This window comes from Streptomyces sp. NPDC059443, from assembly GCF_042750105.1.
In the GTDB taxonomy this organism is placed as follows: domain Bacteria; phylum Actinomycetota; class Actinomycetes; order Streptomycetales; family Streptomycetaceae; genus Streptomyces.
On sequence record NZ_JBHYVM010000003.1, the window covers coordinates 43390 to 64459 of the forward strand.

The window sequence follows — 21070 nt, forward strand, 5'->3', positions numbered from 1 at the left end:
CGCTCGTGGGGGGCCGGGGGCCCGGCGGGCGGGCGGGCGGGTCCCGCCCCCCCGCTGGGTGGGGGGGGGGGGGGGGGGGGGGGGGGGGGCGCGGGCCCCCCCCCCCGGTCCAGCAATGGTCTCCTTCCCAACGGATCGCTTCTCTAACGCTCCCGGGAACTCTCCCGGGACGGGTGGGGGTGGAGGCCCTTGGCGGATGGGCGTGGAGGGACGGCACACTGGGTACAGGACGTGCCAGGTGCGGGGCGTGCACCCGCCTGTTCGCCACCGGGAGGCACCCGATGAACATGCTGATCAACAGTCCGCAGACGGTGGTCGCCGACGCCCTGCGCGGGCTGGCCGCCGCCCATCCCGACCTGGACGTGGACGTGGAGGGACGGGTCGTCGTACGGCGGGACGCGCGCGAGGGCGGCCGGGTCGGTCTGGTGTCCGGCGGAGGCTCCGGGCACGAGCCCCTGCACGCCGGATTCGTGGGGTACGGGATGCTGTCGGCCGCGTGCCCGGGCGAAGTGTTCACCTCTCCCGTACCCGACCAGATGCTGCGGGCGGCCGGGGCCGTCTCCTCCGGACAGGGCGTGCTGTTCGTGGTCAAGAACTACACGGGGGACGTCCTCAACTTCGACATGGCCGCCGAGCTCGCCGAGGAGGAAGGGATCCGGGTCGAGCGTGTCCTGGTCAACGACGACGTCGCGGTGACCGACAGCCTGTACACGGCCGGGCGGCGCGGCACGGGAGCCACCCTCTTCGTCGAGAAGATCGCCGGGGCCGCGGCCGAGGAAGGTGCCCCGCTGGAGCGGGTGGCCGCGCTCGCGCGGCAGGTCAACGAGGCCTCGCGCAGCTTCGGCGTGGCGCTGGGCGCCTGCACCACGCCCGCCAAGGGCGCGCCGACGTTCGACCTGCCGGAGGGCGAGCTGGAGCTGGGGATCGGCATCCACGGCGAGCCCGGCCGGGAGCGTCGCGCCATGATGACGGCGCGGGAGATCGCGGAGTTCTCCGTAGGGGCCGTACTGGACGACCTGGCGGCGGGGGCTCCGGGCGACGGCCCGGTCCTGGCCCTGGTCAACGGGATGGGCGCGACGCCGCTGCTGGAGCTGTACGGGTTCCACGCGGAGGTGGCGCGGGTGCTGGAGGCCAGGGGCGTGCCGGTGGCCCGGACCCTGGTGGGCAACTACGTCACCTCGCTGGACATGGCCGGCTGCTCGGTGACGCTGTGCCGGGCCGACGAGGAACTGTTGCGGCTGTGGGACGCGCCGGTGCAGACTCCGGCACTTCGCTGGGGCCGCTGATCGCGGTCCGTGACGGGATCCGTGACGAGATCCGTGACGAGGAGGAGAGCCGGTGCGTGACGCAGAGTTCTTCAGGAGCTGGATGGCGGCCGCCGCGGACGCCGTGGAGCGGGAGGCGGACCGGCTGACCGAGCTCGACTCCCCCATCGGTGACGCCGACCACGGGCACAACATGCTGCGGGGCTTCACGGCGGTCCGGGCCGCCCTGGACGCGGATCCCCCGGCCGCGCCGGGGGCGGTGCTCCAGCTCGTGGGCCGGACCCTGATCTCCACCGTCGGGGGCGCCTCGGGGCCGCTCTACGGGACGCTGCTGCGGCGCACGGGAAAGGAGCTCGGGGACGCCGTCGAGGTCTCCGACGAGGACCTGTGCCGCGCTCTGGACGCGGGGGTTCGGGCGGTGGCCGCGCTCGGCGGGGCCGCCCCGGGCGACAAGACGATGCTGGACGCCCTCGTGCCGGGCGTGGCCGCCCTCGCCACCTCGTACGGGACCGCCCGGGCCGCGGCGGAGGAGGGCGCTCTCGCGACGGTCCCGATGCGGGCGCGCAAGGGCCGGGCCAGCTACCTGGGCGAACGGAGCGTGGGGCACCAGGATCCCGGAGCGACCTCGTCGGCGTTGCTGGTGGCGGCACTGGCCGACGTCGCGGAGGGGTCCCGGTGACGGCGCCGGAAGCCGGCACGGGGCCCGGCGGCACGGTGGGCATCGTCCTGGTCTCGCACAGCGCGGCGGTGGCCGAATCCGTGGCGGAGCTGGTCCGTGGGCTCGCGGCCGGCGGCCCCGTGGCACCGGTGGCCGCGGCGGGAGGCCGTGACGACGGCGGGCTGGGCACGAGCGCGGAACGGATCCTCGCCGCCGCGCGGGAGGTGGACCACGGCGCGGGGATCGCCCTGCTGGTGGACCTCGGCAGTGCCGTGCTGACGGTGAAGGCCCTGCTGGAGGACGACGAGCTGCCGGCCGGGTCGCGCCTGGTGGACGCTCCGTTCGTGGAGGGCGCGACGGCGGCGGTGGTCGCCGCGTCGGCCGGAGCCCCGCTGTCCGCGGTCGTGTCGGCCGCCGAGGAGGCGTACGCGTACCGCAAGGCCTGACCGGGGCAGCCCCGGCCCTCGGACGGGCGGCGGCGGGGCCCGCCCGGACGGGGTGGAGTGGCCTCGATCGGGGTGCTGGCACGCTCCGCGCTGGTCACGAAACGGATGGGGCTGATGGCATGCCTTCCACATCGGGCTCCCCGGGTCGGAGCAGGGGTAACGGAGGCATAGTGCCGGAACCGGACGACCTGAAGACGCGCCTGCACGCGATGGAAGAGGCTCTCGACCGGATCGGGACGTCAGTCGACGAGCGGGCGACCTGGCGGGAGCTGGCGGGCTTCGCGTTCCGAACCCCGTGCGACGCCGCGGCAGTGGACGTGATCGGCCCCGGCCGCAGGAGTGACCGGGTGGCCTCGGTCGGCGCGACCGCTCTCTTGGAGGGCCTGGCCACCGAGATCGCCCCTGCGCGGCACCTCGTCTCGGTGCCGCTGATCGGCCGGGGCAAGCTCTACGGAAGGCTTCTCGCGGTCAGGGCGCGTGGCGACTTCAACGACCACGAGACGGCGACGCTGCGTTTCGCGGCCCGACTCGCTTGCGTACACGTCGGACACGCAAGGCGTCTGGCGACCACCGAGAAGATCGCACTCGATCTTCAGCGCGCCCTGGTGGCCGAACCGGGCCGACCACACCCGAACCTGGAGATCGCCAGCCGCTACCTGCCGGCCGGAGCTCGCGCCCTCGTCGGCGGCGACTGGTTCGAGACCGTGCGGCTGCACTTCGGCCGCACCCTGCTGGTGGTCGGAGACGTCATGGGCCACGGTCTGGAAGCCGCCGTCGACATGAACGCCTACCGCTCCCTCCTGCGCGACGTCGCCTCCACCGATCTCGCCCCGCACCGAGTGCTCCGCCAGTTGGACGCGCTGTCCGCGGCGGACGACAACCGTCGCCCCGCGACCTGCCTCATCGTCCGCGTCGATCCTGCCCGCGGCCTGGCCGTGTACGCGAGCGCCGGGCATCTCCCGCCCGCCGTCTTCACCGCGGACGGCCAGGGCGAACTGCTGGAGGTTCCCGTCGGACCTCCGCTGGGCACCGGCGTCGGCGGCTACGAATCCGTCGTCCTGCCCATCACCGCCGCCCAGACCATCCTGCTCTATACGGACGGCCTGGTGGAACGCCGCGGCGAAGACATCGACACCTCCCTGTCCCGGCTCGCCACGCTCCGCATGACCACCGGAGCAGGCGTCTCCGAGGTGGTGGACGCGGTCTGCGCCGGACTCGACGCACAGCACGCGGAAGACGACGTGGCCGTCCTCGCCGCCCGCCTCCGGCCCCGGCTGCCGTCTTGACACCGCGGTCCGTGCAGCCGCTGGTCCGCGCGTGAGACGACCTCTAAGCCTCGATGGGTGCGGCCGACCTGGCGGCCTGCTCGATCTTCGCGCGGTGGGCCGCACGGGCTTCCTCGTCGATCTGCTTCTCGTGTTCGGCGCGCAACCCGGTCCGGCCGTCGAGGCCCTCGCGCAGGATGTCGGCGTGCCCGGCATGCCGGACGGACTCGCCGAGGACATGGACCATGATGGCGAACAGGTTCGTGCTCGTATGAGGCTCCGGCCACCAGGGCACGTGGCCGGGGGCGTCGAGGGGAAGCTCGTTGATCGTCGCGTCCGAGTGTTTCCACGTGCGCCGGTAGAACCCGATGATCTGATCGCGGGTCTCGTCCTCGGCCGCCCACAGATCGCTGCCGTCGGAGTCCTGCCACCGGGTCAGCGGTTCCGGGGAAGGGCGGTCGAAGACCTCGCCGAAGTACCTGGCCTCGACGGTGGCCACGTGTTTGACCAGGCCGAGGAGGTTGGACCCGGTCGCCGTCAAAGGCCGGCGGGCGTCGTATTCGGACAAGCCGTCGAGTTTCCAGAGCAGCGCCTCACGGTCCCGCCGCAGTCTCCCGTGCAGGTTGTCCTTCGCGAAATCATCGATCATGCGGCATGAGCCTGCCATGTGCTGCTCGCGGCCTCAAGCTCGCGTACCACGTGGCGGATGGTCGTTCAGCGGAGCGATTCCTTCGGGGGGCGCTCGCGCAGGGCTCCGTAGGCGATGAAGTAGGCCGGGATCCGGTTCAGCCACCGTGAGTCCGTGACGAGCTCCGTCATCCGCTTGACCCGTCGGGGATCGCCGAACGCGGCACGGCCGGCCAGCAGTGGTTCGATGACCTGGGTGTGGGCGAGGCGCTGAAGGCCCTGGGTGGCCACGGTGGTGGGCCAGCGACGGGTTTGGACGCGGCGGACGTCGCGGAGGCCTACGGTGCCGTCGCGCAGAGGACGTACGAGGTGGCGGGCCGCGGCCACCGCGTCCTGGACGGCGAGGTTGATGCCGATGCCGAAGACGGGTGACATCGCGTGGGCGGCGTCGCCGATGCAGAGCAGCCCGGGGCGGTGCCAGCGGCGCAGGCGTTCGAGCCGTACGTCGAGCAGTTTCACCTCGTCCCAGGAGGTGACGGCGTGGCTCCGGTCGGCCAGCCAGGGAGCGGCGGCCGTGAACCGGGACATGAAGCGCTCCAGGCCCTCGGCGCGGCGCTCGGTGTCGGTTCCCTTGGGGATGAGCGTGGCGCACTGCCAGTAGTCGCCGCGGTCGATGAGCGCGGTGAAGAACCTGTCGCCCAGGCCGCCCACGAGTCCGCTGGGGTCGTCCTCGCGCCGCGGCAGGCGGAACCACCAGGCGTCCATGGGGCACGGGAAGTGTTCCAGGCCGAGTTCGGGCAGTGCTCTGGCCAGTGACCCGCGGCCGTCGCAGGCCACGGTGAGGGTGGCCCTGAGCTCGCCGGTGGTGCCGTCCGCGGTGCGGTAGCGCACGCCCGTGACCCGTCCGCGCTCGATGAGGTAGGAGGTCGCCTCGGTGTTCATGCGCAGGTGGAAGGAGGGTTCCCGGCCCGCTTCGTCGGCGAGGAGGTCGAGGAGGTCCCACTGGGGCACCATCGCGATGTAGTTGTACTTCCCGTGCAGTGCCCCGATGTTCCCGACCGTGATCAGGGACCGGTCCGGCCCGATGGGCAGTTGCACGGTGGTCACGCGGCGCTGCGGCAGTCGCGCGAACCGTTCGGCGAGGCCGATGTCGTCCAGCAGGGACAGGGTGGAGGGGTGCACGGTGTCACCGCGGAAGTCGCGCAGGAAGTCGCCGTGTTTCTCCAGCACCGTCACCTCCACACCGGCCCGGGCCAGCAGCAGCGCCAGCACCATTCCGGCCGGCCCGCCTCCCACCACGCAGCACGTCGTGCGCTCCACGGCAACCACTCCCTTCGCGGGGATCGAGTGAGCCCCAGGGGACGTATACCGCACTGGGGGCGGCGTGGCCGGTAACGGCGGGGCCGGCCCGAACGAGTTATCGTCCCGGCCCTGGCGAGGTTCCCGAGTCGTGGTGCCAGCGCAGTCCGCCGGTGCCCAGGGTGATCGTGGCGCGGGGTTGCATGGGCTCGTCGCCGCCGCGGCGGGAGAGCAGCACGATCTCGTTGACCTGCGCCGACATGCTGCCCAGGAGGGCGGCGCATTCCGCGGACAGGCGCCGCGGGTCACGGCTGTGCCCGAGTGACAGGTGTGGTGTGAAGTGCGGGAATCGGCTGCGGCACAGGGGAAACGGCTCCACCAGGGTGTCGTGGAGCGCTGTCCAGGGGGCCAGGCCTGCTGCGGCGGGGTCCAGCCACACGGTGGCGTACGCACGGTGCCGGAAGCTGCGCACGCCGCTGAGTCGGACGGTGAAGGGCTCGATCTCGGTGGCCGCGGCTGCCAGCAGCGGGGCCGCCTCCTCGAAGTCGGCCTCCGGGACGAAGCCGAAGACCAGGTTGACGTGCGGTGGCCAGCGGCGGATCTGGGGGTCGTGTTCGGCACGGATGCTCTGGATGGGGGGCCACAGTGCGGCCGGAGGGAGCCATACGACGGCCGTCCGGGGTGTGGGAGCGACGTCGAGGGATCCTGGGACAGCGGCTCCGCCGCCGGCGGTCGGGGGCGCGTTCACACGGCCATGATGCCCTTGGCGGTACGGCGGCGCTGGTCGCCGCGTGGCCGTGCGTTCGTCATGGCCGTGTCACGGAACTGCCACGGTGCGGCGTCGTGGAGAACCGGGGTGGGGCGTGGTGGTGTGTCCCCCCACGAGTGCCGGCGTGGGACCGGCCGTGAACCTCGGGGAGTGGTCATGCAGTACACAGCAGGTGTCGGCCGTACCGTGGCGGCGCTGGTGGCTGCGGTGGCGGTCACCGCTCTGGCGACGGGCTGCACGCCGGCCGGTGAGGACGACGCGGTCTCCAAGCCGTCGACGCCGCCCGCGGGTTCGGCGTCGGCGAAGCCGGTTCCCCCGGGCGGTACCTCCTCCTCCGGGGGCGGCACGAGCAGCACGGGTGGCACGGGCGGTACGGGGAGCACGGGTGGCACGGGCACTGGCAAGCCCAGCCCCTCGGCGCCCGGCGCGGGCGGCGGCGGGGCGAAGGCCTGCACGATCGACCAGCTCAAGGCCTCCGATGCCCACCAGGCCGACGTCCGGCCGTCGGGTACGGGAACGGGAGCCGCCATCCTCTCGGTGACCAACACCTCGAAGCACCCCTGCACGCTCCTCGGGTTCCCGACGGTCGCCGGAGCCGGCAACGGCTCGCCGGACAAGAACCTCCCGCTCGCCACCACCCACAGCGGATCGGCCGCCATGGTGTCCCTGGCCCCGGGCGCCCGGGCCTGGACGAAGCTGACCTTCGTCAACGTCCAGGGCGAGGCCGACGGCTACTGCGTGTCCGGCGCCACGCCCGCCAGCTTCCCCACGCTCGTCATCGGCGTCCCCGGCGCGGGCGCGCACCAGATCGCCATGGACGACGGGGTCTTCGCCGAGTGCGACAACAAGGTGACGGTCACCGCCTTCTCCCCGACCAAGCCCTCCTGAGGACCGGTGACGGTCAAGGCCGGACGGCGCTGACGCGGGCGACGTACTTGCCGGTGGCGCGGCCCTCGGCGAGGAGATCGTGGGCCGCGGGGACTTCGGCGAGTGACGGCAATTCGGTCAGGGGGAGCGTGAGGCGGCCTTCCGCCAGGAAGGCGAGGATGCGGCTGGTTGCCGCGGCGACCCTGGCGGGGGCCGCGGCGACCAGCCCGCGGTGGCTGAAACCGGTCACCGTGAGGTTGCCCGCGAGCAGGCGTCCGGCGGGCGGCAGGGCGTCCAGGGTGCCGCCGCCGGCGTTGCCGAAGAGGACGATGCGGCCGCCGGGCGCGGCCACGTCGAGGTCGAGGGCGAGGGCCGTGGTGCCGAGCGGGTCCAGGACGAGGTCGACGCCGTGGCCGTCGGTCGCGGCGCGGATCGCCTCGGCGAGGCCGTCGCCGCGTGCGAGTCCGATGTCGTAGCCGCCCTTCTCGACGTCGGCGGCCTTCTCCGGCCGCCCCACGGTGCCGATCAGCCGGCCGCCGCCGAGCAGTGGTACGAGCTGGGCGATCGCGCTGCCGATGCCTCCGCCGGCCGAGTGCACCAGGACGCTGTCACCCGGCCTGAACCGGCCGGCGTCGGTGAGCAGGAGCAGCGCCGTCGCCAGCCCCAGCGGGGTGGCGGCGGCCTGCCGCAGCGGCACTGCGTCGGGCACCGCGACGACCAACTCGGCCCGGGCGACAGCCACTTCGGAGAGGCCGCGGCCGGTGGGCACGGCGGCGACCCTGTCCCCGACGGAGAGGCCGGTGACTCCCGGCCCGAGCTCGCGGACGGTGCCGGAGATCTCCAGGCCGGGCACGTGGGGCCAGTGCGCGGCGTAGCCGCTATCGCCTCGCCGGGCCATCACGTCGACGAAGTTCAGCCCCGCGTACGCGACATCGACCGACACCTCTCCCGGACCGGGGTGGGGTACGTCGACCTCCCGGACCTCCGAGTTCTCCGATCCTCCAGGCGCGGTCATCACCAAGGCACGCATCTCCGGCTCCCCTCCCGACAGGTACGATGTGCGTTGCTCATTGTTCGATGTTCCACGAACATCGAACAATGAATTAGTACACCGCACTTCGATGATTGTCGAACATGGAGCCGCACGTGCCCCGTTCACGCCAACGCCGCGCGCCACTGGCCCACCCGGCCGCGGACGAGATCGACCTGCTCGATGTCCTGCACGCGCTCTCCGACCCCACTCGGATGACGATCGTCCGGATCCTTCGGGCCGAACCGGAGCGGGCCTGCGGCACGTTCCCGGTCGACGTGGCACCGTCCACCCTCAGCCACCACTTCAAGGTCCTGCGCGAGGCCGGTCTCATCCACCAGCGCGAGGAGGCCAACCGCCGCCTCACCGCACTGCGCCGCGACGACCTGGAGGCCCGCTTCCCGGGCGTGCTGGACGCGATCCTCGCCGCCGCCGCGAACTGAAGTGCCCGGAGCCTTGGGGGGCTCCGGGCACTTTTAGGTCATGCGGGCATGCAGATCACGCGGGTCATTCCCGGACGGCTGCTCAGAAGGTGAGCTTGAAGTCCGTGATGGTGCCGACGTCCGCGGCGCCCAGGTCCTGGACCTTCAGCTTCCAGGTGCCGTTGGCCGCCACGGCCGAGGCGTTGACGGTGAACGTCTTGTCGAGGTTCGCCGTCGAGTCCCCGGAGGAGTTCTGCAGGCGGTACGAGGTCCCGTTGGGCGCCACGAGGTCGATCTGGAGGTCACCGATGTAGGTGTGGGTGATCTTCACGCCGACCTTGAGGGCGCTCGGCGCGTTGCCGGTGATTCCGGTGACGCCGACCGACGAAGTGACCGCGGGGCCGGGCGAGTCCGGGATGGCGACCCGCGTGGTGCTCTCGAAGACCTTCCCCGGGGTGGGGGTGCCGCCGCCCGAACGGGCGCCCACGTTGACCGCCGCCCAGGCGTCAGTGACGCCGTTGACCTCGGGGCTGCCGGCCCCGTACAGCTCGGTCGCCGCGGCGATCGTGCCGTCACGGGCACCCGCGTAGTCCGTGCTGGAGTTGAACTTGGTGGTCAGCGCCTTGTACCAGATCAGCTGCGCCTTGTCCCGGCCGATGCCGGTGACGGGCAGGCCGTCGGAGGTCGGCGAGTTGTAGTTGAAGCCGTTGACCGTCTTGGCGCCGGAGCCCTCGGAGGCCAGGTAGAACCAGTGGTTCGCCGGGCCGGAGGAGTAGTGGACGTCGAGGCTGCCGACGCCGGAGTACCAGCTGTCCGCGGACCCGCCGTCCTTGCTCGGCTTGTCCATGTAGCGCAGCGGGGTGCCGTCGCCGTTGATGTTGATCTGCTCGCCGATGAGGTAGTTGCCCGGCGCGCTGGGGTTGTTGGCGTAGAACTCGACCGAGGTGCCCATGATGTCGGAGGTGGCCTCGTTCAGGCCGCCCGACTCGTCGCTGTAGTTGAGGCCGGCCGTGGCGGCGGTGACGCCGTGCGTCATCTCGTGGCCGGCGACGTCCAGCGAGGTCAGCGGGTCGTTGTTGCCCGTTCCGTCGCCGTAGGTCATGCAGAAGCAGGTGTCGTCCCAGAACGCGTTGACGTACGCGTTTCCGTAGTGGACCCGGGAGTAGGCGGCGACGCCGTCGCCGCGGATGCCGGAGCGGCCGAGCACGTTCTTGTAGAAGTCCCAGGTGACCCCGGCGCCGTAGGCGGCATCGGCGCCCGCGGTGGCGGCGTTGGAGTTGGCTCCGTTGCCCCAGGTGTCGGTGGACTGGGAGAAGAGCGAGCCCGTGCCGGACGTACCGTGGTTCAGGTTGTACGTCTTGTGGCTGCCGCGGCCCGTGTCGTTCAGGGTGAAGTTCGAGCCGGACTTCGAGGTGCCGAGGGTGACCTGGCCGCTGTAGTGGGTGTTGCCGACACCGGTCTCGATGCCCTGCCACTGGTGGAGCTTGGCGCCCGTCTTGGCGTCGGTGATGACGTGGAGCTGGTTGGGGGTGCCGTCGTCCTGGAGCCCGCCGATGACGGTCTCGTAGGCGAGGGTCGGAACGCCCTTGGCCATCCACACGACCTTGCGGGGCGCGGCGTCGGCCTTGGAGGCCTTGGAGCCGACGGCCTTCGCGGCGTCGAGGGCCTGGACCGAGGCGGCCGCCGGAGCGTCGGCCGGAGCGGCGGTGGAGACGCCCTGCAGCTGGGCGCCGGACGCCTTGCTCACGCTCTGTGTCGCGTTGGCCGCCGTACGGTTGACGACCAAGTCGCCGCCGAGGACCGGGAGTCCCTCGTACGTGCGCTCGTACCGGGTGTGGGTGGTGCCGTCCTGGTCCTTGACCACATCGTGGACAAGGAGCTTCTCCTGGGAGGAGAGGCCGAGCTCCTTGGCCGTGGCGGCCGTGGTGGCCTGGGCCTTGGCTATGAGCTCGGCGCGCTGGGACGGGGAGAGCTGCGCGGGCAGTGCGCCCGGGTTGCGTACCGGCTGACCCTTGAGGGTGGCGGCGTTCGCGGATCCGTCGGGCTGCGCGCTGGCGCTGCCGGCCTGGACACCTACGGTGAGCAGGGCGGCGGCGGCGAGCAGGGCACCGGTGGCGGTGGCGTGACGGCGATGCGTGGACTTCACGCGGACTCCTTCTGCATGTGGGGGGTTACCGGGCGGCGGGGATGACGCCGGCCGGGCAGAGCGTGCGGAGCTGGTCCGTGCTGGGGATGGGGAGAGATTGCCAGCGATCTCGATCGTTGTCAGGACCGCGTCATAAATTAGCCGAATCGAGTCCGGATTTCGATGCCTGACGTTCACTGATCGGACACATCGGAGTGGCCTCGGTCACGTCATGGAGTGCCCAACAGGCCGATATCGGGCGGTACTTGCCTCGATCGCCCGGCCACCCCGGGCGCGAACGCCGCCGCGCGTCGGTGACCGACCGTGGCTGAGGCGGCGTAGGGCGCATTCAGGTAAAGCGTTCGACATCAAGCGTCAAACACTCTTGTCCTGCACATGACTTGGCGGGTGAGATCACGGAAGCCGCTCCGAGGAGCCTCCGAGCGGCGCCACCCCCCAAGGAGTCTGTAATGCATCCAGTCCGTCGTACGTGGCCGCGTGCCGCAGCCACCACGGCCGCCGCCGCCGGCCTCGCACTCACCGCGGTGGCGGCAGCCCCGCTGACCGCGACCGGGACCGTAGCCGCTTCCGCGCACACCTCCGCGATCCCGCGCACCGTGGCCCGTCCGGCCGTCGCGGGCCACCAACTGGTGCGCGCCGTAGGCAGTCCGCTCTCCATCGAGGAGTGCCGGACCAAGTGGAAGATCTCCTGCTACACCCCGCTGCAGTACCGCGAGGCGTACGACCTGAACCCGCTGTACCAGGCGGGCATCACCGGCAAGGGCCGCACGATCGTCATCGTGGACTCCTTCGGCTCGCCGACCGTCCAGCACGACCTGGACGTCTACAGCAAGCAGTTCGGGATACCCAGCACCAAGGTGCAGGTGGTCAAGTGGGGCAACGTCCCCGCGTGGGACCCGAAGAACGCCGACATGCTGGGCTGGGCCGGCGAGACGACCCTCGACGTGGAGATGGCGCACGCGGTGGCGCCGGACGCGAAGATCGTCCTGGTCGAGACGGCGGTCGCGGAGACCGAAGGCACCACCGGCCTGCCGGAGATGATGGACGCCGAGAAGTCCCTGATCGACCGCGGCATCGGCGATGTGATCACGCAGAGCTTCGGCGCGACCGAGAACACCTTCCCCGGCTTCGACAAGGGTGACTTCTCCAGCATCAAGAACCTGCGCTACGCCTTCGAGGCCGCGGCGCGCAACCACGTCACCGTGCTCGCCTCCTCGGGCGACGGCGGAGCCACCGACTACAACGCCGACGGCAGCGCCCTCTACGACCACCCCGTCAACTCCTGGCCCTCCTCCGACCCGCTGGTGACCTCCGTCGGCGGCACCCAGCTGCACCTGAACGACGCGGGCAAGCGGACCGCCCCCGAGAGCGTCTACAACGACAACGGCGCGGGCGGCGGCGGCCAGTCGCACGTCTTCACCCGTCCGGCGTTCCAGAACGGCGTCAAGAACATCGTCGGCGCGCAGCGCGGCACCCCGGACATCTCGATGGCCGCCGCGGTCGACGGCGGCGCGTGGATCTACACCAGCTACGACCCGGCCACCACCGGCTGGGACGTCTCCGGCGGCACCAGCGAGTCCAGCCCGCTGTTCTCCGGCATCGTGGCCCTGGCCGACCAGGCCGCGGGCAAGCGCCTGGGCAACATCAACGAGGCGCTGTACTGCCTCTACGGGCGCTCCGCCCACGACCGCTCCACCGGCATCGTCGACGTCAACGACGGTACGAACAACAGCTACGCGGGCGTCACCGGCTACACCGCGGTGAACGGCTACGACATGGCCACCGGCGTCGGCACCCTGGACGCGGCCCGCTTCGTGCCCGCCCTCGCCCGCGAGGGACGGCGCGGCTGACGGTCCGACACCGACACTCCGGCCCGGGTGCGCTGCCGCAGGGGGCGGCGCACCCGGGGCCATCCTGGCCGCGACCACCTTCATCGCGCACCTCTTCGACGTGGCCCCGGACGGGAACGCGCACATCGCCACGCACGCGCCGTTCACCTGCCTGACGCCCCGTCCTTCCTGGACCTCCCGGTCGGCCGGCGGCAGCCGCTGGGCCTGCGAGCGGACGTGCGCTCGTGCGGTCAGGCGATGCGGGTGTGGACGGTGGCGGTGTTGTTGGTGGTGTCCGACTCGGGGCTGGTCGTGTTGACCGTACTGGTGAGCTGGACGGTGCCGCCGCCGTAGGAAGGGGCGTTGCCGGCGATCTGGAGGCGGACGGTCTCACCGGGCATGAGGGTGCCGATGGTCAGGACGATGCGGCCGTCGCTGGTGAGTTCCTCGGAGGCGCTGCCCTGCTGGATGCGGTGGGCGCGGTACTCGATGCCGCCCGGCATGGTCGTGCTGGAGCGCACGTTCTGGGCCGCGGCCTTCCCGGTGTTGGTGATCTCCACGGTCCACAACTGCTCCTCGTCGTGGTCGAGGTATGCGGGCCCGGTGGCCGTGATGCGGACGTCGGCCTTGGCCACGGGCGCAACGGGTACGCCGCCGCCCCAGGGCGCGCCGTGGTTCTTGTCGTAGGCGTCGGTCCAATTGTCGGGGTAGCGGCCGCCGTAGTTGTCCACCCAGCGCTGCCCGTAGTCGGGGCCGTACCCCTTGACCCAGGCATCGCCGTAACCACCGCCGTAAGCGGCGGACGCCGGGGCGGCTGCGGCGAGGGAGCCGCCCGCGACGGCGGTCGTCACGATGAGGGCGGCGGCGCCACGGCGCACGGAACGGGGCAGCGAGGAGAACATGAAGTGAGGAAGCCTTTCGATGAACGGCAAAGCACTGGCCGGACGCCGCTCACGGAACGGCGCGGTACGACACGGATAAGCCTTCCCTGAGCCCGGCGCCGCCTGGTCCGGCGCAGGGCCTTGATCACCAGGACCAAAGCCCTGGCAGGTCCCAGCCCTCAATCGGCCGAAAGGACGAAGGTCGTGGCGAACCGGATGGCAGCTCGCGACTCGCCCTCGGGGAGCTTCCGGGGGACCTCACGGAGGGAGGGGCCAGAGACGGGGAACAGGGCTGGCCGGCCTCCTTCGGGCCGGAACGGGATGTACGCGCCGTTCCGGCCCGAAGGGGCATCAGGCGTCGGTCGAGACCTCCGAGCGCACCAGGCGGGCCGCTTCGACGAGGTTCTCCAGGGAGGCCCGGGTCTCGGGCCAGCCACGGGTCTTCAGGCCGCAGTCGGGATTGACCCAGAGCCGTTCGGCGGGGATCGCCTCCAGCCCCTTGCGCAGGAGGGCCGCTGCCTCATCGGCGGAGGGGATGCGGGGCGAGTGGATGTCCCAGACGCCCGGTCCGACCTCGCGGGGGTAGCCGGCGCCGGCGAGCTCGTCGGCCACCTGCATGTGGGAGCGGGCGGCTTCCAGGCTGATGACGTCGGCGTCGAGGTTCTCGATGGCTTCGACGATGTCGCCGAACTCCGCATAGCACATGTGCGTGTGGATCTGGGTGTCCGGGCGGACGCCGCTGGTGGTGAGGCGGAAGGACTCCGTGGCCCAGGCCAGGTAGCCGGTGTGGTCGGCGGCGCGCAGCGGGAGCGTTTCGCGCAGGGCGGGCTCGTCCACCTGGATGACGGAGGTACCGGCCGCCTCCAGGTCGGTCACCTCGTCCCGCAGGGCAAGGGCGACCTGGCGGGCCGTCTCGCCCAGGGGCTGGTCGTCCCGTACGAAGGACCAGGCGAGCATGGTGACCGGGCCGGTCAGCATGCCCTTGACCGGCTTGGCGGTCTGCGACTGGGCGTACGTGGTCCAGCGGACGGTCATCGGGTCGGGACGGGAGATGTCCCCGGCCAGGACCGGCGGGCGCACGTAGCGGGTGCCGTAGGACTGGACCCATCCGTGCTGGGTGGCGAGGTAGCCGGTGAGCTGCTCGGCGAAGTACTGGACCATGTCGTTGCGTTCGGGCTCGCCGTGCACCAGGACGTCGATCCCGGTCTTCTCCTGGAAGGAGAGCACCTCGCGGATCTCGGCCTCGATCCGCTCCTCGTACCCGGCGGTGTCGATGCGTCCGGCGCGCAGGTCCGCCCGGGCCACGCGCAGTTCGGCGGTCTGCGGGAAGGACCCGATGGTCGTGGTGGGCAGCAGCGGCAGGCCCAGGTGGGCGTGCTGGGCGGCGGCCCGTTCGGTGTAGGGCTGGGCTCGGCGGCCGTCCGCGTCCGTGATCGCCTCGGTCCGCGCCCGGACGGCGGGGTCGTGGGTGATCGCGGAGGTCGCCCGGGAGGCCAGGTCGGCCCGGTTCGCCGCGAGTTCGGCGGTGATCGCGTCGGTGCCCAGGGCGAGTCCGCGGGCCAGGGTGGTGATCTCGGTCGTCTTCTGGCGGGCGAAGGCGAGCCAGCGCCGGATCTGCGGGTCGATGTCGCGCTCGGTCTCGGCGTCCAGCGGGACGTGCAGCAGGGAGCAGGAAGCGGCGACGTCGACCCGCTCGGCGAGGCCGAGGAGGGTGCCGAGGGTGGTCAGCGACTTCTGGTGGTCGTTGATCCAGATGTTGCGGCCGTTGACCACGCCGGCGACCAGCCGCTTGCCGGGGAGGCCGCCCGCCGCGGCGAGGTCGTCGAGATTGGCGGCGGCCCGGTCGGTGAAGTCGAGGGCGAGTCCCTCCACGGGCGCCTTCGCCAGCACGGGCAGGGCCTCGCCGAGACGGTCGAAGTAGGAGGCGACGAGAAGCTTGGGGCGCTCGGTCAGGGTGCCGAGTTCCCGGTAGGTGCGGGCGGCGGCGTTCAGTTCGGCCGGGGTGCGGTCCTGGACCAGAGCCGGCTCGTCCAGTTGGACCCATGCGGCGCCCGCGGCGCGCAGGTCGGCGAGGACCTGGGCGTAGACGGGCAGCAGCCGGTCGAGCAGGGTCAGCGGCTCGAAGTCGGCGGCCGCGCCGGGCGCGGGCTTGGCGAGGAGCAGGTAGGTCACCGGGCCGACCAGGACCGGGCGGGCGGTGTGGCCGAGGGCCAGGGCCTCCTTCAGTTCGGCCACCTGCTTGGCGGAGTCGGCGGTGAAGACGGTGTCGGGGCCGAGCTCGGGGACCAGGTAGTGGTAGTTGGTGTCGAACCACTTGGTCATCTCAAGAGGGGCCACGTCCTGGGTGCCGCGCGCCATGGCGAAGTACCCGTCCAGGGGATCCGCGTCCACGGCGGCCCGGTGGCGCTCGGGGACCGCGCCGACCATGACCGTGGTGTCCAGGACGTGGTCGTAGTACGAGAAGTCACCGGTCGGAATCTCGGTGATGCCCGCCTCGGCCAGTTGCTGCCAGTTGGTGCGGCGCAGGTCGCGGGCGGTGTCCCGGAGGGCTTCGGCGGTGACGCGGCCCTTCCAGTAGCCCTCGACGGCCTTCTTCAGTTCACGGTTCTGACCCTGGCGGGGGTAGCCGTACACGGTGGCGCGTACGGCGGGGTTCGAGGTGGTCACGGAACTCTCCTTCGCGAGCATGTCTCCATGGACCCGGTGACGGGCCGAGGATGCGAAGGGGTGCCGCAACGGGCGGCCCGCCGTGATCGCGTACGACCGAGGTACGCGACGGGGAGGATCCGCCCGAGATGCACGCCGACCCGCCCACGAGGTCACCGGGAAACCGTGCGCGGTCGATCGCGCACGGGCAACGGGCAGGTCTTCGGACTCGCGGGCACGCCTGCCGGTCTCCCGGCGGGCACCTAATGGCCGTCGCTTCCCAGGACCGGTTCAGGTCCCAGTGCGTATGACGGCGGTCGTTCCCGCTCACCGCTGCGGGGCAGTCCCGGATTCCCACCGGGTTCCCTCTTACGACGCTTCCCGCCTGGAGGGCGGGGGCGAACCAGCTGCGAGGCCCACAGTAGGTCGACCGACCGGGGAAGGGACACGACTTTCCACATGTCGGACGGGGAAATGAGACACGGTGGGGGTGCGGCGACACCACGCGCCACACCCCCACCGTTCTCGCGCGCCTCCGGCGCACCCTCAGGCCCGGAGACCTGCCGGGACCCTCAGCCCCGGCCGTACGTGTGGAACCCGCGGCCGCTCTTGCGGCCCAGCAAACCCGCCTGCACCATCCGCTGGAGCAGCGGGGGCGGGGCATACAGGGGTTCCTTGAACTCCTCGTAGAGGGACTCGGCGATGGCCGCGACCGTGTCCAGGCCGATCAGGTCCGCGAGCTTGAGCGGCCCCATGGGGTGGGCGCAGCCCAGTTCCATTCCGGCGTCCACGTCGGCGGCACTGGCGTACCCGGATTCGGCCATGCGAATGGCCGAGAGGAGGTAGGGGACGAGCAGGGCGTTGACGACGAAGCCGGCCCGGTCCTGGGAGCGGACCGTGGTCTTGCCCAGAGCTTCGCGGGCGAAGGCCTCGACTGCGACGAGGGTGTCCGCCGATGTGTGGAGGGAGGAGACGACCTCGACCAGCGGCAGGACGGGGACGGGGTTGAAGAAATGCAAGCCCACGACCCGGTCGGCGCGGCCGGTGGCCATGCCCAGCCGCATGATCGGGATGGCCGAGGTGTTCGTGGCGAGGATGGCCTCCCGATCCTCGACGATCTTGTCTAGGGCGGTGAAGATCTCCGTCTTGGCGTCCGGGTTCTCGGTCACGGCCTCGATGACCAGCTGCCGGTCGGCGAGGTCCTCCAGGTCCCCCGTGAACACGAGCCGGGCCAGGGCGTCTTCGGCGGAGATCCGGTCCAGCTTGCCCCGCTGGACGGCGCGCTCCAGTGAGACGGCGACGCGCTCGCGGGCGGCGCGGCCGGCGGTGGCGTCCGACTCGGCTACGACGGTGTCGAGGCCGGCTCGGGCGCACACCTCGGCGATTCCGGCACCCATCTGGCCTCCACCGACGACTCCGACGCGCTGGATGCGGGACGCCCGCGCGGGGGCGTTCACGCGTTCACCTGCGCGGCGGAGTGGCGGACGAGGTGGCCGAAGTCGACGAGGGAGGCGGACACCGGGCGTCCGTCGGTCTCCAGGTGTTCCTCGGTGAGGTGCCACCCGCGCGGGCGGACCATGAGGGTCGCGACCTGCTCGCCGAGGCGGTACTCCTTGACCTCCTCGTGGCGCTCGCCCGGTGCGCCGAGAACCCGGACACTGCTGGTCGGGGGCTTCAGGGACATGTGGTTCTCCTCAGCGGGGCGGTGGGTGCCCGACACGAACGGCGGTCGGGCACCCACGCGGAATCTGGCCGGCGGGGGACGGTCGAAGAAGAGGGTTTAGTGGAACTGCTCTTCCTCGGTGGAACCTGCGAGCGCGGTGGTGGAGGAGGCCGGGTTGACGGCGGTGGAGACCAGGTCGAAGTACCCTGTCCCCACCTCGCGCTGGTGCTTCACCGCGGTGAACCCCTGTGCCTGGGCGGCGAATTCGCGCTCCTGGAGGTCCACGTAGGCGGTCATGCCGTGTTCGGCGTAGCCGCGGGCCAGGTCGAACATGCCGTGGTTGAGGGAGTGGAATCCGGCCAGGGTGATGAACTGGAAGCGGTAGCCCATCGCGCCGAGCTCGCGCTGGAACTTGGCTATCTGGTCGTCGTCCAGCGCCGCCTTCCAGTTGAAGGACGGCGAGCAGTTGTAGGCGAGCATCTGGTCCGGGTACTGCGCGTGGATCGCCTCGGCGAACTCGCGGGCCTGGGCCAGGTCCGGGGTTCCGGTCTCCACCCAGATGAGGTCGGCGTACGGGGCGTAGGCGAGGCCGCGCGAGATGACGGGGGCCATGCCGTTCCGCACGCGGTAGAAGCCCTCGGCAGTGCGCTCGCCGGTGACGAACCGTGCGTCGCGCTCGTCGACGTCGCTGGTGATGAGGTTCGCTGCGAGGGCGTCGGTGCGGGCGATGATCAGGGTCGGGGTGTCGGCGATGTCCGCCGCGAGGCGGGCCGCGTTCAGGGTGCGGATGTGCTGCGAGGTGGGGACGAGGACCTTGCCGCCGAGGTGGCCGCACTTCTTCTCGGAGGCCAGCTGGTCCTCGTAGTGGATGCCGGCCGCACCCGCCGCGATCATCGCCTTGGTGAGCTCGAAGGCGTTGAGCGGGCCGCCGAATCCGGCCTCGGCGTCCGCGACGATCGGCGCCAGCCAGTCGGTGGTGTCGGCGCCGCCCTCGGCGGTGGCGATCTGGTCGGCGCGCAGCAGCGCGTTGTTGATCCGACGGACCACCTGGGGAACGGAGTTGACCGGGTACAGGCTCTGGTCCGGGTAGGTGTGGCCCGCCTGGTTGGCATCGGCGGCCACCTGCCAGCCGGAGAGGTAGATCGCCTGGAGTCCGGCCCGTACCTGCTGGACCGCCTGGCCGCCGGTCAGCGCGCCCAGGGCGTGGATGTAGTCCTGCTCGTGCAGCTGGCGCCAGAGCCGCTCGGCGCCGCGGCGGGCGAGGGTGTGCTCCTCGCGGACGCTGCCGGAGAGCCGCACCACGTCCTCGGCGCTGTAGGTCCGCTCGATGCCCGCCCAGCGGGGGTCGGACGCCCAGCGCTGCTCCAGCCGCTGGGCCGCCGCCGCCGTCGTCGTGTTCGCCTCTGCCATGACCGTCACCGTTTCCGTGATCGCTGATCGCTGATCGCCGGGTCTGCGAATGCTCTGATCAATCGCTCAGCGCATTGGCACCCTGTGCCTAAGTAGTGGATCGCGGCCGCCGACCCCGCCCGTGGGCCGAGCTGAGCAATGTTGCCGGGTTGCCGGGACAAGACGGCCGGGTTCTCCGGAATCAGGGCATGAATCGGGCCCGGAGCGTCTGCCTCGGCCACCGGGTTCGGCGGGCCGCACCACAGACTTTGGCAGTGGCACTCAGTGCCCTCAAGAAGGGATGATTGCTAATTTCTGCGCATCTTCGACAGCCGTTTTGCCAAGCTTGCGAAGGTTGGCGACGACGCGATGCGCGTAGGCTCGCCGGAGCGTGTGTCCCACGGGGGAGGAAATACGGTGAGCAAGACGTACGCGGGATCCAGGCTGCGGCGGCTGCGCGAGGAACGGCGGATGAGCCAGGCCGAGCTGGCCCGCGTCCTGGGGATATCGCCGAGCTACCTCAACCAGATGGAGCACGACTCCCGCCCACTGACCGTCCCCGTCCTACTGAGACTGACCGAGGCCTTCGGCGTCGATCCCTGCTTCTTCTCGGAACGGGACACCAGCCGTCTCGTGGCCGACCTGCGCGAGGCGCTGGCCGGGGAGGTCGCCGAGGCCCGGGTCTCCCCCTCGGACCTGGCCGAACTCGCCACCCGCATGCCCGCCGTGGCCTCGGTCCTACTGGACCTCGGGCGGCGCGGCCAGCTGCTGACCGAGCGGCTCGCCGAGGCGGCCGACGGCAGGGACGGGGGCCTGATCGACGCGCCTCGCTCGCCCCACGAGGAGATCCGCGAGTTCTTCTACCGCCGCCAGAACTACCTCCACGAAGCCGACCTGGCCGCGGAGGAACTCGCCGGCGACATCGGGATCCGCCCCGGGGACGTCCTACGCGCCCTCACCCGACGGCTCGCCGATCGCCACCGGGTACGGCTGGCCGCGGACTCCGACCGGTTGCACCACTACGACGCCGCGAGCCGGGTCCTGCACCTGTCGAACCGGCTGCGGCCGGGCCAGCAGGCGTTCCGGATGGCCACCCAGCTCGCGCTGCTGGAGTACGGCGACGAGCTCGACCGGCTGGCGGCGCAGGACTTCCCGCCGACTGCCCCCGCCCACGCCCTGGCTCGGATCGGCATCGCCAACTACTTCGCCGCCGCGCTGATCCTCCCGTACACCGCCTTCCACGGCGCCGCGGAGGAGTTCCGCTACGACATCGAGCGGCTCACCGACCACTTCGGCCTCGGCTACGAGACCGTCTGCCACCGGCTCAGCACACTCCAACGGCCCAGGCTGCGCGGAGTGCCGTTCTCCTTCGTCCGGGTCGACCGGGCCGGGAACATGTCCAAGCGGCAGTCCGCCACCGGATTCCACTTCTCCCGCGCGGGCGGCACCTGCCCGCTGTGGAACGTGTACGAGGCCTTCGCCGCGCCCGGCCGCATCCACGTCCAGGTCGCCGCCATGCCCGACGGGCAGCGCTACCTGTGGACGGCCCGCGCGATCACCCGGCACCGCGGCGGCTGGGGCGAACCCGGCAAGACCTTCGCCATCGGCCTCGGCTGCGAGATCCGCCACGCCTCCCGCCTCGTCTACTCCGACGGCCTCGACCTCGACAACACCGCTGCCGCCACCCCCATCGGCATGGGCTGCCGCCTCTGCGAACGGCTCGACTGCCCCCAGCGAGCCGTCCCGCCCCTCGGCCGGACCCTGGCCGTCGACGAGAACAGCAGCACCTTCATCCCCTACCCGGTCAGCCGGAGCTGACCATTTGCTCCAGTCGGCGCGCCTCGGACCGGCAGGGAGCGGCGGCGCTG

General features: G+C 71.6%; 17 protein-coding genes, 1 pseudogene and 1 riboswitch. Of the genes and pseudogenes, 8 read left to right on the forward strand and 10 right to left on the reverse strand.

Annotated features, from left to right (window positions below):
* Positions 1 to 281 precede the first annotated feature (281 nt).
* The 4 genes from dhaK to ACFXDJ_RS03505 all read left to right on the forward strand — a co-directional run bounded on the left by dhaK (position 282) and on the right by ACFXDJ_RS03505 (position 3655).
* Positions 282 to 1286, forward strand: a complete 1005-nt coding sequence (dhaK, locus tag ACFXDJ_RS03490; RefSeq protein WP_384663280.1) for a dihydroxyacetone kinase subunit DhaK — start codon at positions 282 to 284, stop codon at positions 1284 to 1286.
* Positions 1287 to 1338: 52 nt separating this feature from the next.
* A complete protein-coding gene (gene dhaL / locus ACFXDJ_RS03495) occupies positions 1339 to 1944 on the forward strand; it encodes a dihydroxyacetone kinase subunit DhaL (RefSeq protein ID WP_384663279.1) in 606 nt (201 codons plus the stop codon).
* Entirely contained in the window at positions 1941 to 2369 is a 429-nt protein-coding gene (locus tag ACFXDJ_RS03500) for a PTS-dependent dihydroxyacetone kinase phosphotransferase subunit DhaM (RefSeq protein ID WP_384663277.1), read from the forward strand. The genes dhaL and ACFXDJ_RS03500 overlap by 4 nt, the downstream gene beginning before the upstream one ends.
* A gap of 170 nt (positions 2370 to 2539) precedes the next feature.
* Positions 2540 to 3655: a PP2C family protein-serine/threonine phosphatase gene (locus tag ACFXDJ_RS03505; RefSeq protein ID WP_384847662.1), complete on the forward strand. Its 1116-nt coding sequence runs from the start codon at positions 2540 to 2542 to the stop codon at positions 3653 to 3655.
* Between the two features lie 43 nt (positions 3656 to 3698).
* Here the strand turns inward: ACFXDJ_RS03505 and ACFXDJ_RS03510 are convergent, their stop codons facing one another.
* The 3 genes from ACFXDJ_RS03510 to ACFXDJ_RS03520 all read right to left on the reverse strand — a co-directional run bounded on the left by ACFXDJ_RS03510 (position 3699) and on the right by ACFXDJ_RS03520 (position 6308).
* The gene (locus ACFXDJ_RS03510; protein WP_384663663.1) at positions 3699 to 4283 is read right to left on the reverse strand and encodes a DinB family protein; all 585 of its coding nucleotides are present in this window, start codon (positions 4281 to 4283) and stop codon (positions 3699 to 3701) included.
* Positions 4284 to 4348: 65 nt separating this feature from the next.
* On the reverse strand, positions 4349 to 5581 hold the full coding sequence (locus ACFXDJ_RS03515; RefSeq protein WP_384663665.1) for an FAD-dependent oxidoreductase: 1233 nt from the start codon (positions 5579 to 5581) through the stop codon (positions 4349 to 4351).
* A gap of 97 nt (positions 5582 to 5678) precedes the next feature.
* A complete protein-coding gene (locus ACFXDJ_RS03520) occupies positions 5679 to 6308 on the reverse strand; it encodes a 2'-5' RNA ligase family protein (RefSeq protein ID WP_384663667.1) in 630 nt (209 codons plus the stop codon).
* 177 nt (positions 6309 to 6485) lie between these two features.
* Between ACFXDJ_RS03520 and ACFXDJ_RS03525 the strand changes: the two genes are divergently transcribed.
* Positions 6486 to 7217 (forward strand): DUF4232 domain-containing protein, encoded by a 732-nt coding sequence (locus tag ACFXDJ_RS03525; protein ID WP_384847665.1) that lies wholly within the window; start codon positions 6486 to 6488, stop codon positions 7215 to 7217.
* A gap of 13 nt (positions 7218 to 7230) precedes the next feature.
* Here ACFXDJ_RS03525 and ACFXDJ_RS03530 read toward each other — a convergent pair whose 3' ends face one another.
* Positions 7231 to 8226 (reverse strand): zinc-binding alcohol dehydrogenase family protein, encoded by a 996-nt coding sequence (locus tag ACFXDJ_RS03530; protein ID WP_384847668.1) that lies wholly within the window; start codon positions 8224 to 8226, stop codon positions 7231 to 7233.
* Positions 8227 to 8342: 116 nt separating this feature from the next.
* On the opposite strand from ACFXDJ_RS03530, the gene ACFXDJ_RS03535 reads away from it, so the two are divergent.
* On the forward strand, positions 8343 to 8669 hold the full coding sequence (locus ACFXDJ_RS03535) for an ArsR/SmtB family transcription factor (RefSeq protein ID WP_384664055.1): 327 nt from the start codon (positions 8343 to 8345) through the stop codon (positions 8667 to 8669).
* A gap of 82 nt (positions 8670 to 8751) precedes the next feature.
* Here ACFXDJ_RS03535 and ACFXDJ_RS03540 read toward each other — a convergent pair whose 3' ends face one another.
* On the reverse strand, positions 8752 to 10794 hold the full coding sequence (locus tag ACFXDJ_RS03540) for a M4 family metallopeptidase (protein ID WP_384847671.1): 2043 nt from the start codon (positions 10792 to 10794) through the stop codon (positions 8752 to 8754).
* 449 nt (positions 10795 to 11243) lie between these two features.
* Between ACFXDJ_RS03540 and ACFXDJ_RS03545 the strand changes: the two genes are divergently transcribed.
* Positions 11244 to 12644 carry a S8 family serine peptidase gene (locus tag ACFXDJ_RS03545; RefSeq protein WP_384656194.1) on the forward strand — a complete coding sequence of 467 codons (1401 nt, stop codon included), beginning with the start codon at positions 11244 to 11246 and terminating at the stop codon, positions 12642 to 12644.
* A 230-nt stretch (positions 12645 to 12874) separates the two neighbouring features.
* Here the strand turns inward: ACFXDJ_RS03545 and ACFXDJ_RS03550 are convergent, their stop codons facing one another.
* The 5 genes and pseudogenes from ACFXDJ_RS03550 to aceA all read right to left on the reverse strand — a co-directional run bounded on the left by ACFXDJ_RS03550 (position 12875) and on the right by aceA (position 19223).
* Entirely contained in the window at positions 12875 to 13525 is a 651-nt protein-coding gene (locus ACFXDJ_RS03550) for a hypothetical protein (RefSeq protein ID WP_384656191.1), read from the reverse strand.
* A gap of 330 nt (positions 13526 to 13855) precedes the next feature.
* The gene (metE, locus tag ACFXDJ_RS03555) at positions 13856 to 16192 is read right to left on the reverse strand and encodes a 5-methyltetrahydropteroyltriglutamate--homocysteine S-methyltransferase (RefSeq protein WP_384656189.1); all 2337 of its coding nucleotides are present in this window, start codon (positions 16190 to 16192) and stop codon (positions 13856 to 13858) included.
* A 154-nt stretch (positions 16193 to 16346) separates the two neighbouring features.
* Positions 16347 to 16573, reverse strand: a riboswitch (cobalamin riboswitch).
* Between the two features lie 149 nt (positions 16574 to 16722).
* Entirely contained in the window at positions 16723 to 17607 is an 885-nt protein-coding gene (locus ACFXDJ_RS03560; RefSeq protein ID WP_384656187.1) for a 3-hydroxybutyryl-CoA dehydrogenase, read from the reverse strand.
* A 14-nt stretch (positions 17608 to 17621) separates the two neighbouring features.
* Positions 17622 to 17771, reverse strand: a pseudogene (locus ACFXDJ_RS03565) (hypothetical protein); the annotation flags it as partial.
* A 159-nt stretch (positions 17772 to 17930) separates the two neighbouring features.
* Positions 17931 to 19223, reverse strand: a complete 1293-nt coding sequence (gene aceA / locus ACFXDJ_RS03570; protein ID WP_384656184.1) for an isocitrate lyase — start codon at positions 19221 to 19223, stop codon at positions 17931 to 17933.
* A gap of 396 nt (positions 19224 to 19619) precedes the next feature.
* Between aceA and ACFXDJ_RS03575 the strand changes: the two genes are divergently transcribed.
* Positions 19620 to 21020: a short-chain fatty acyl-CoA regulator family protein gene (locus ACFXDJ_RS03575; RefSeq protein ID WP_384656181.1), complete on the forward strand. Its 1401-nt coding sequence runs from the start codon at positions 19620 to 19622 to the stop codon at positions 21018 to 21020.
* Positions 21021 to 21070 lie beyond the last annotated feature (50 nt).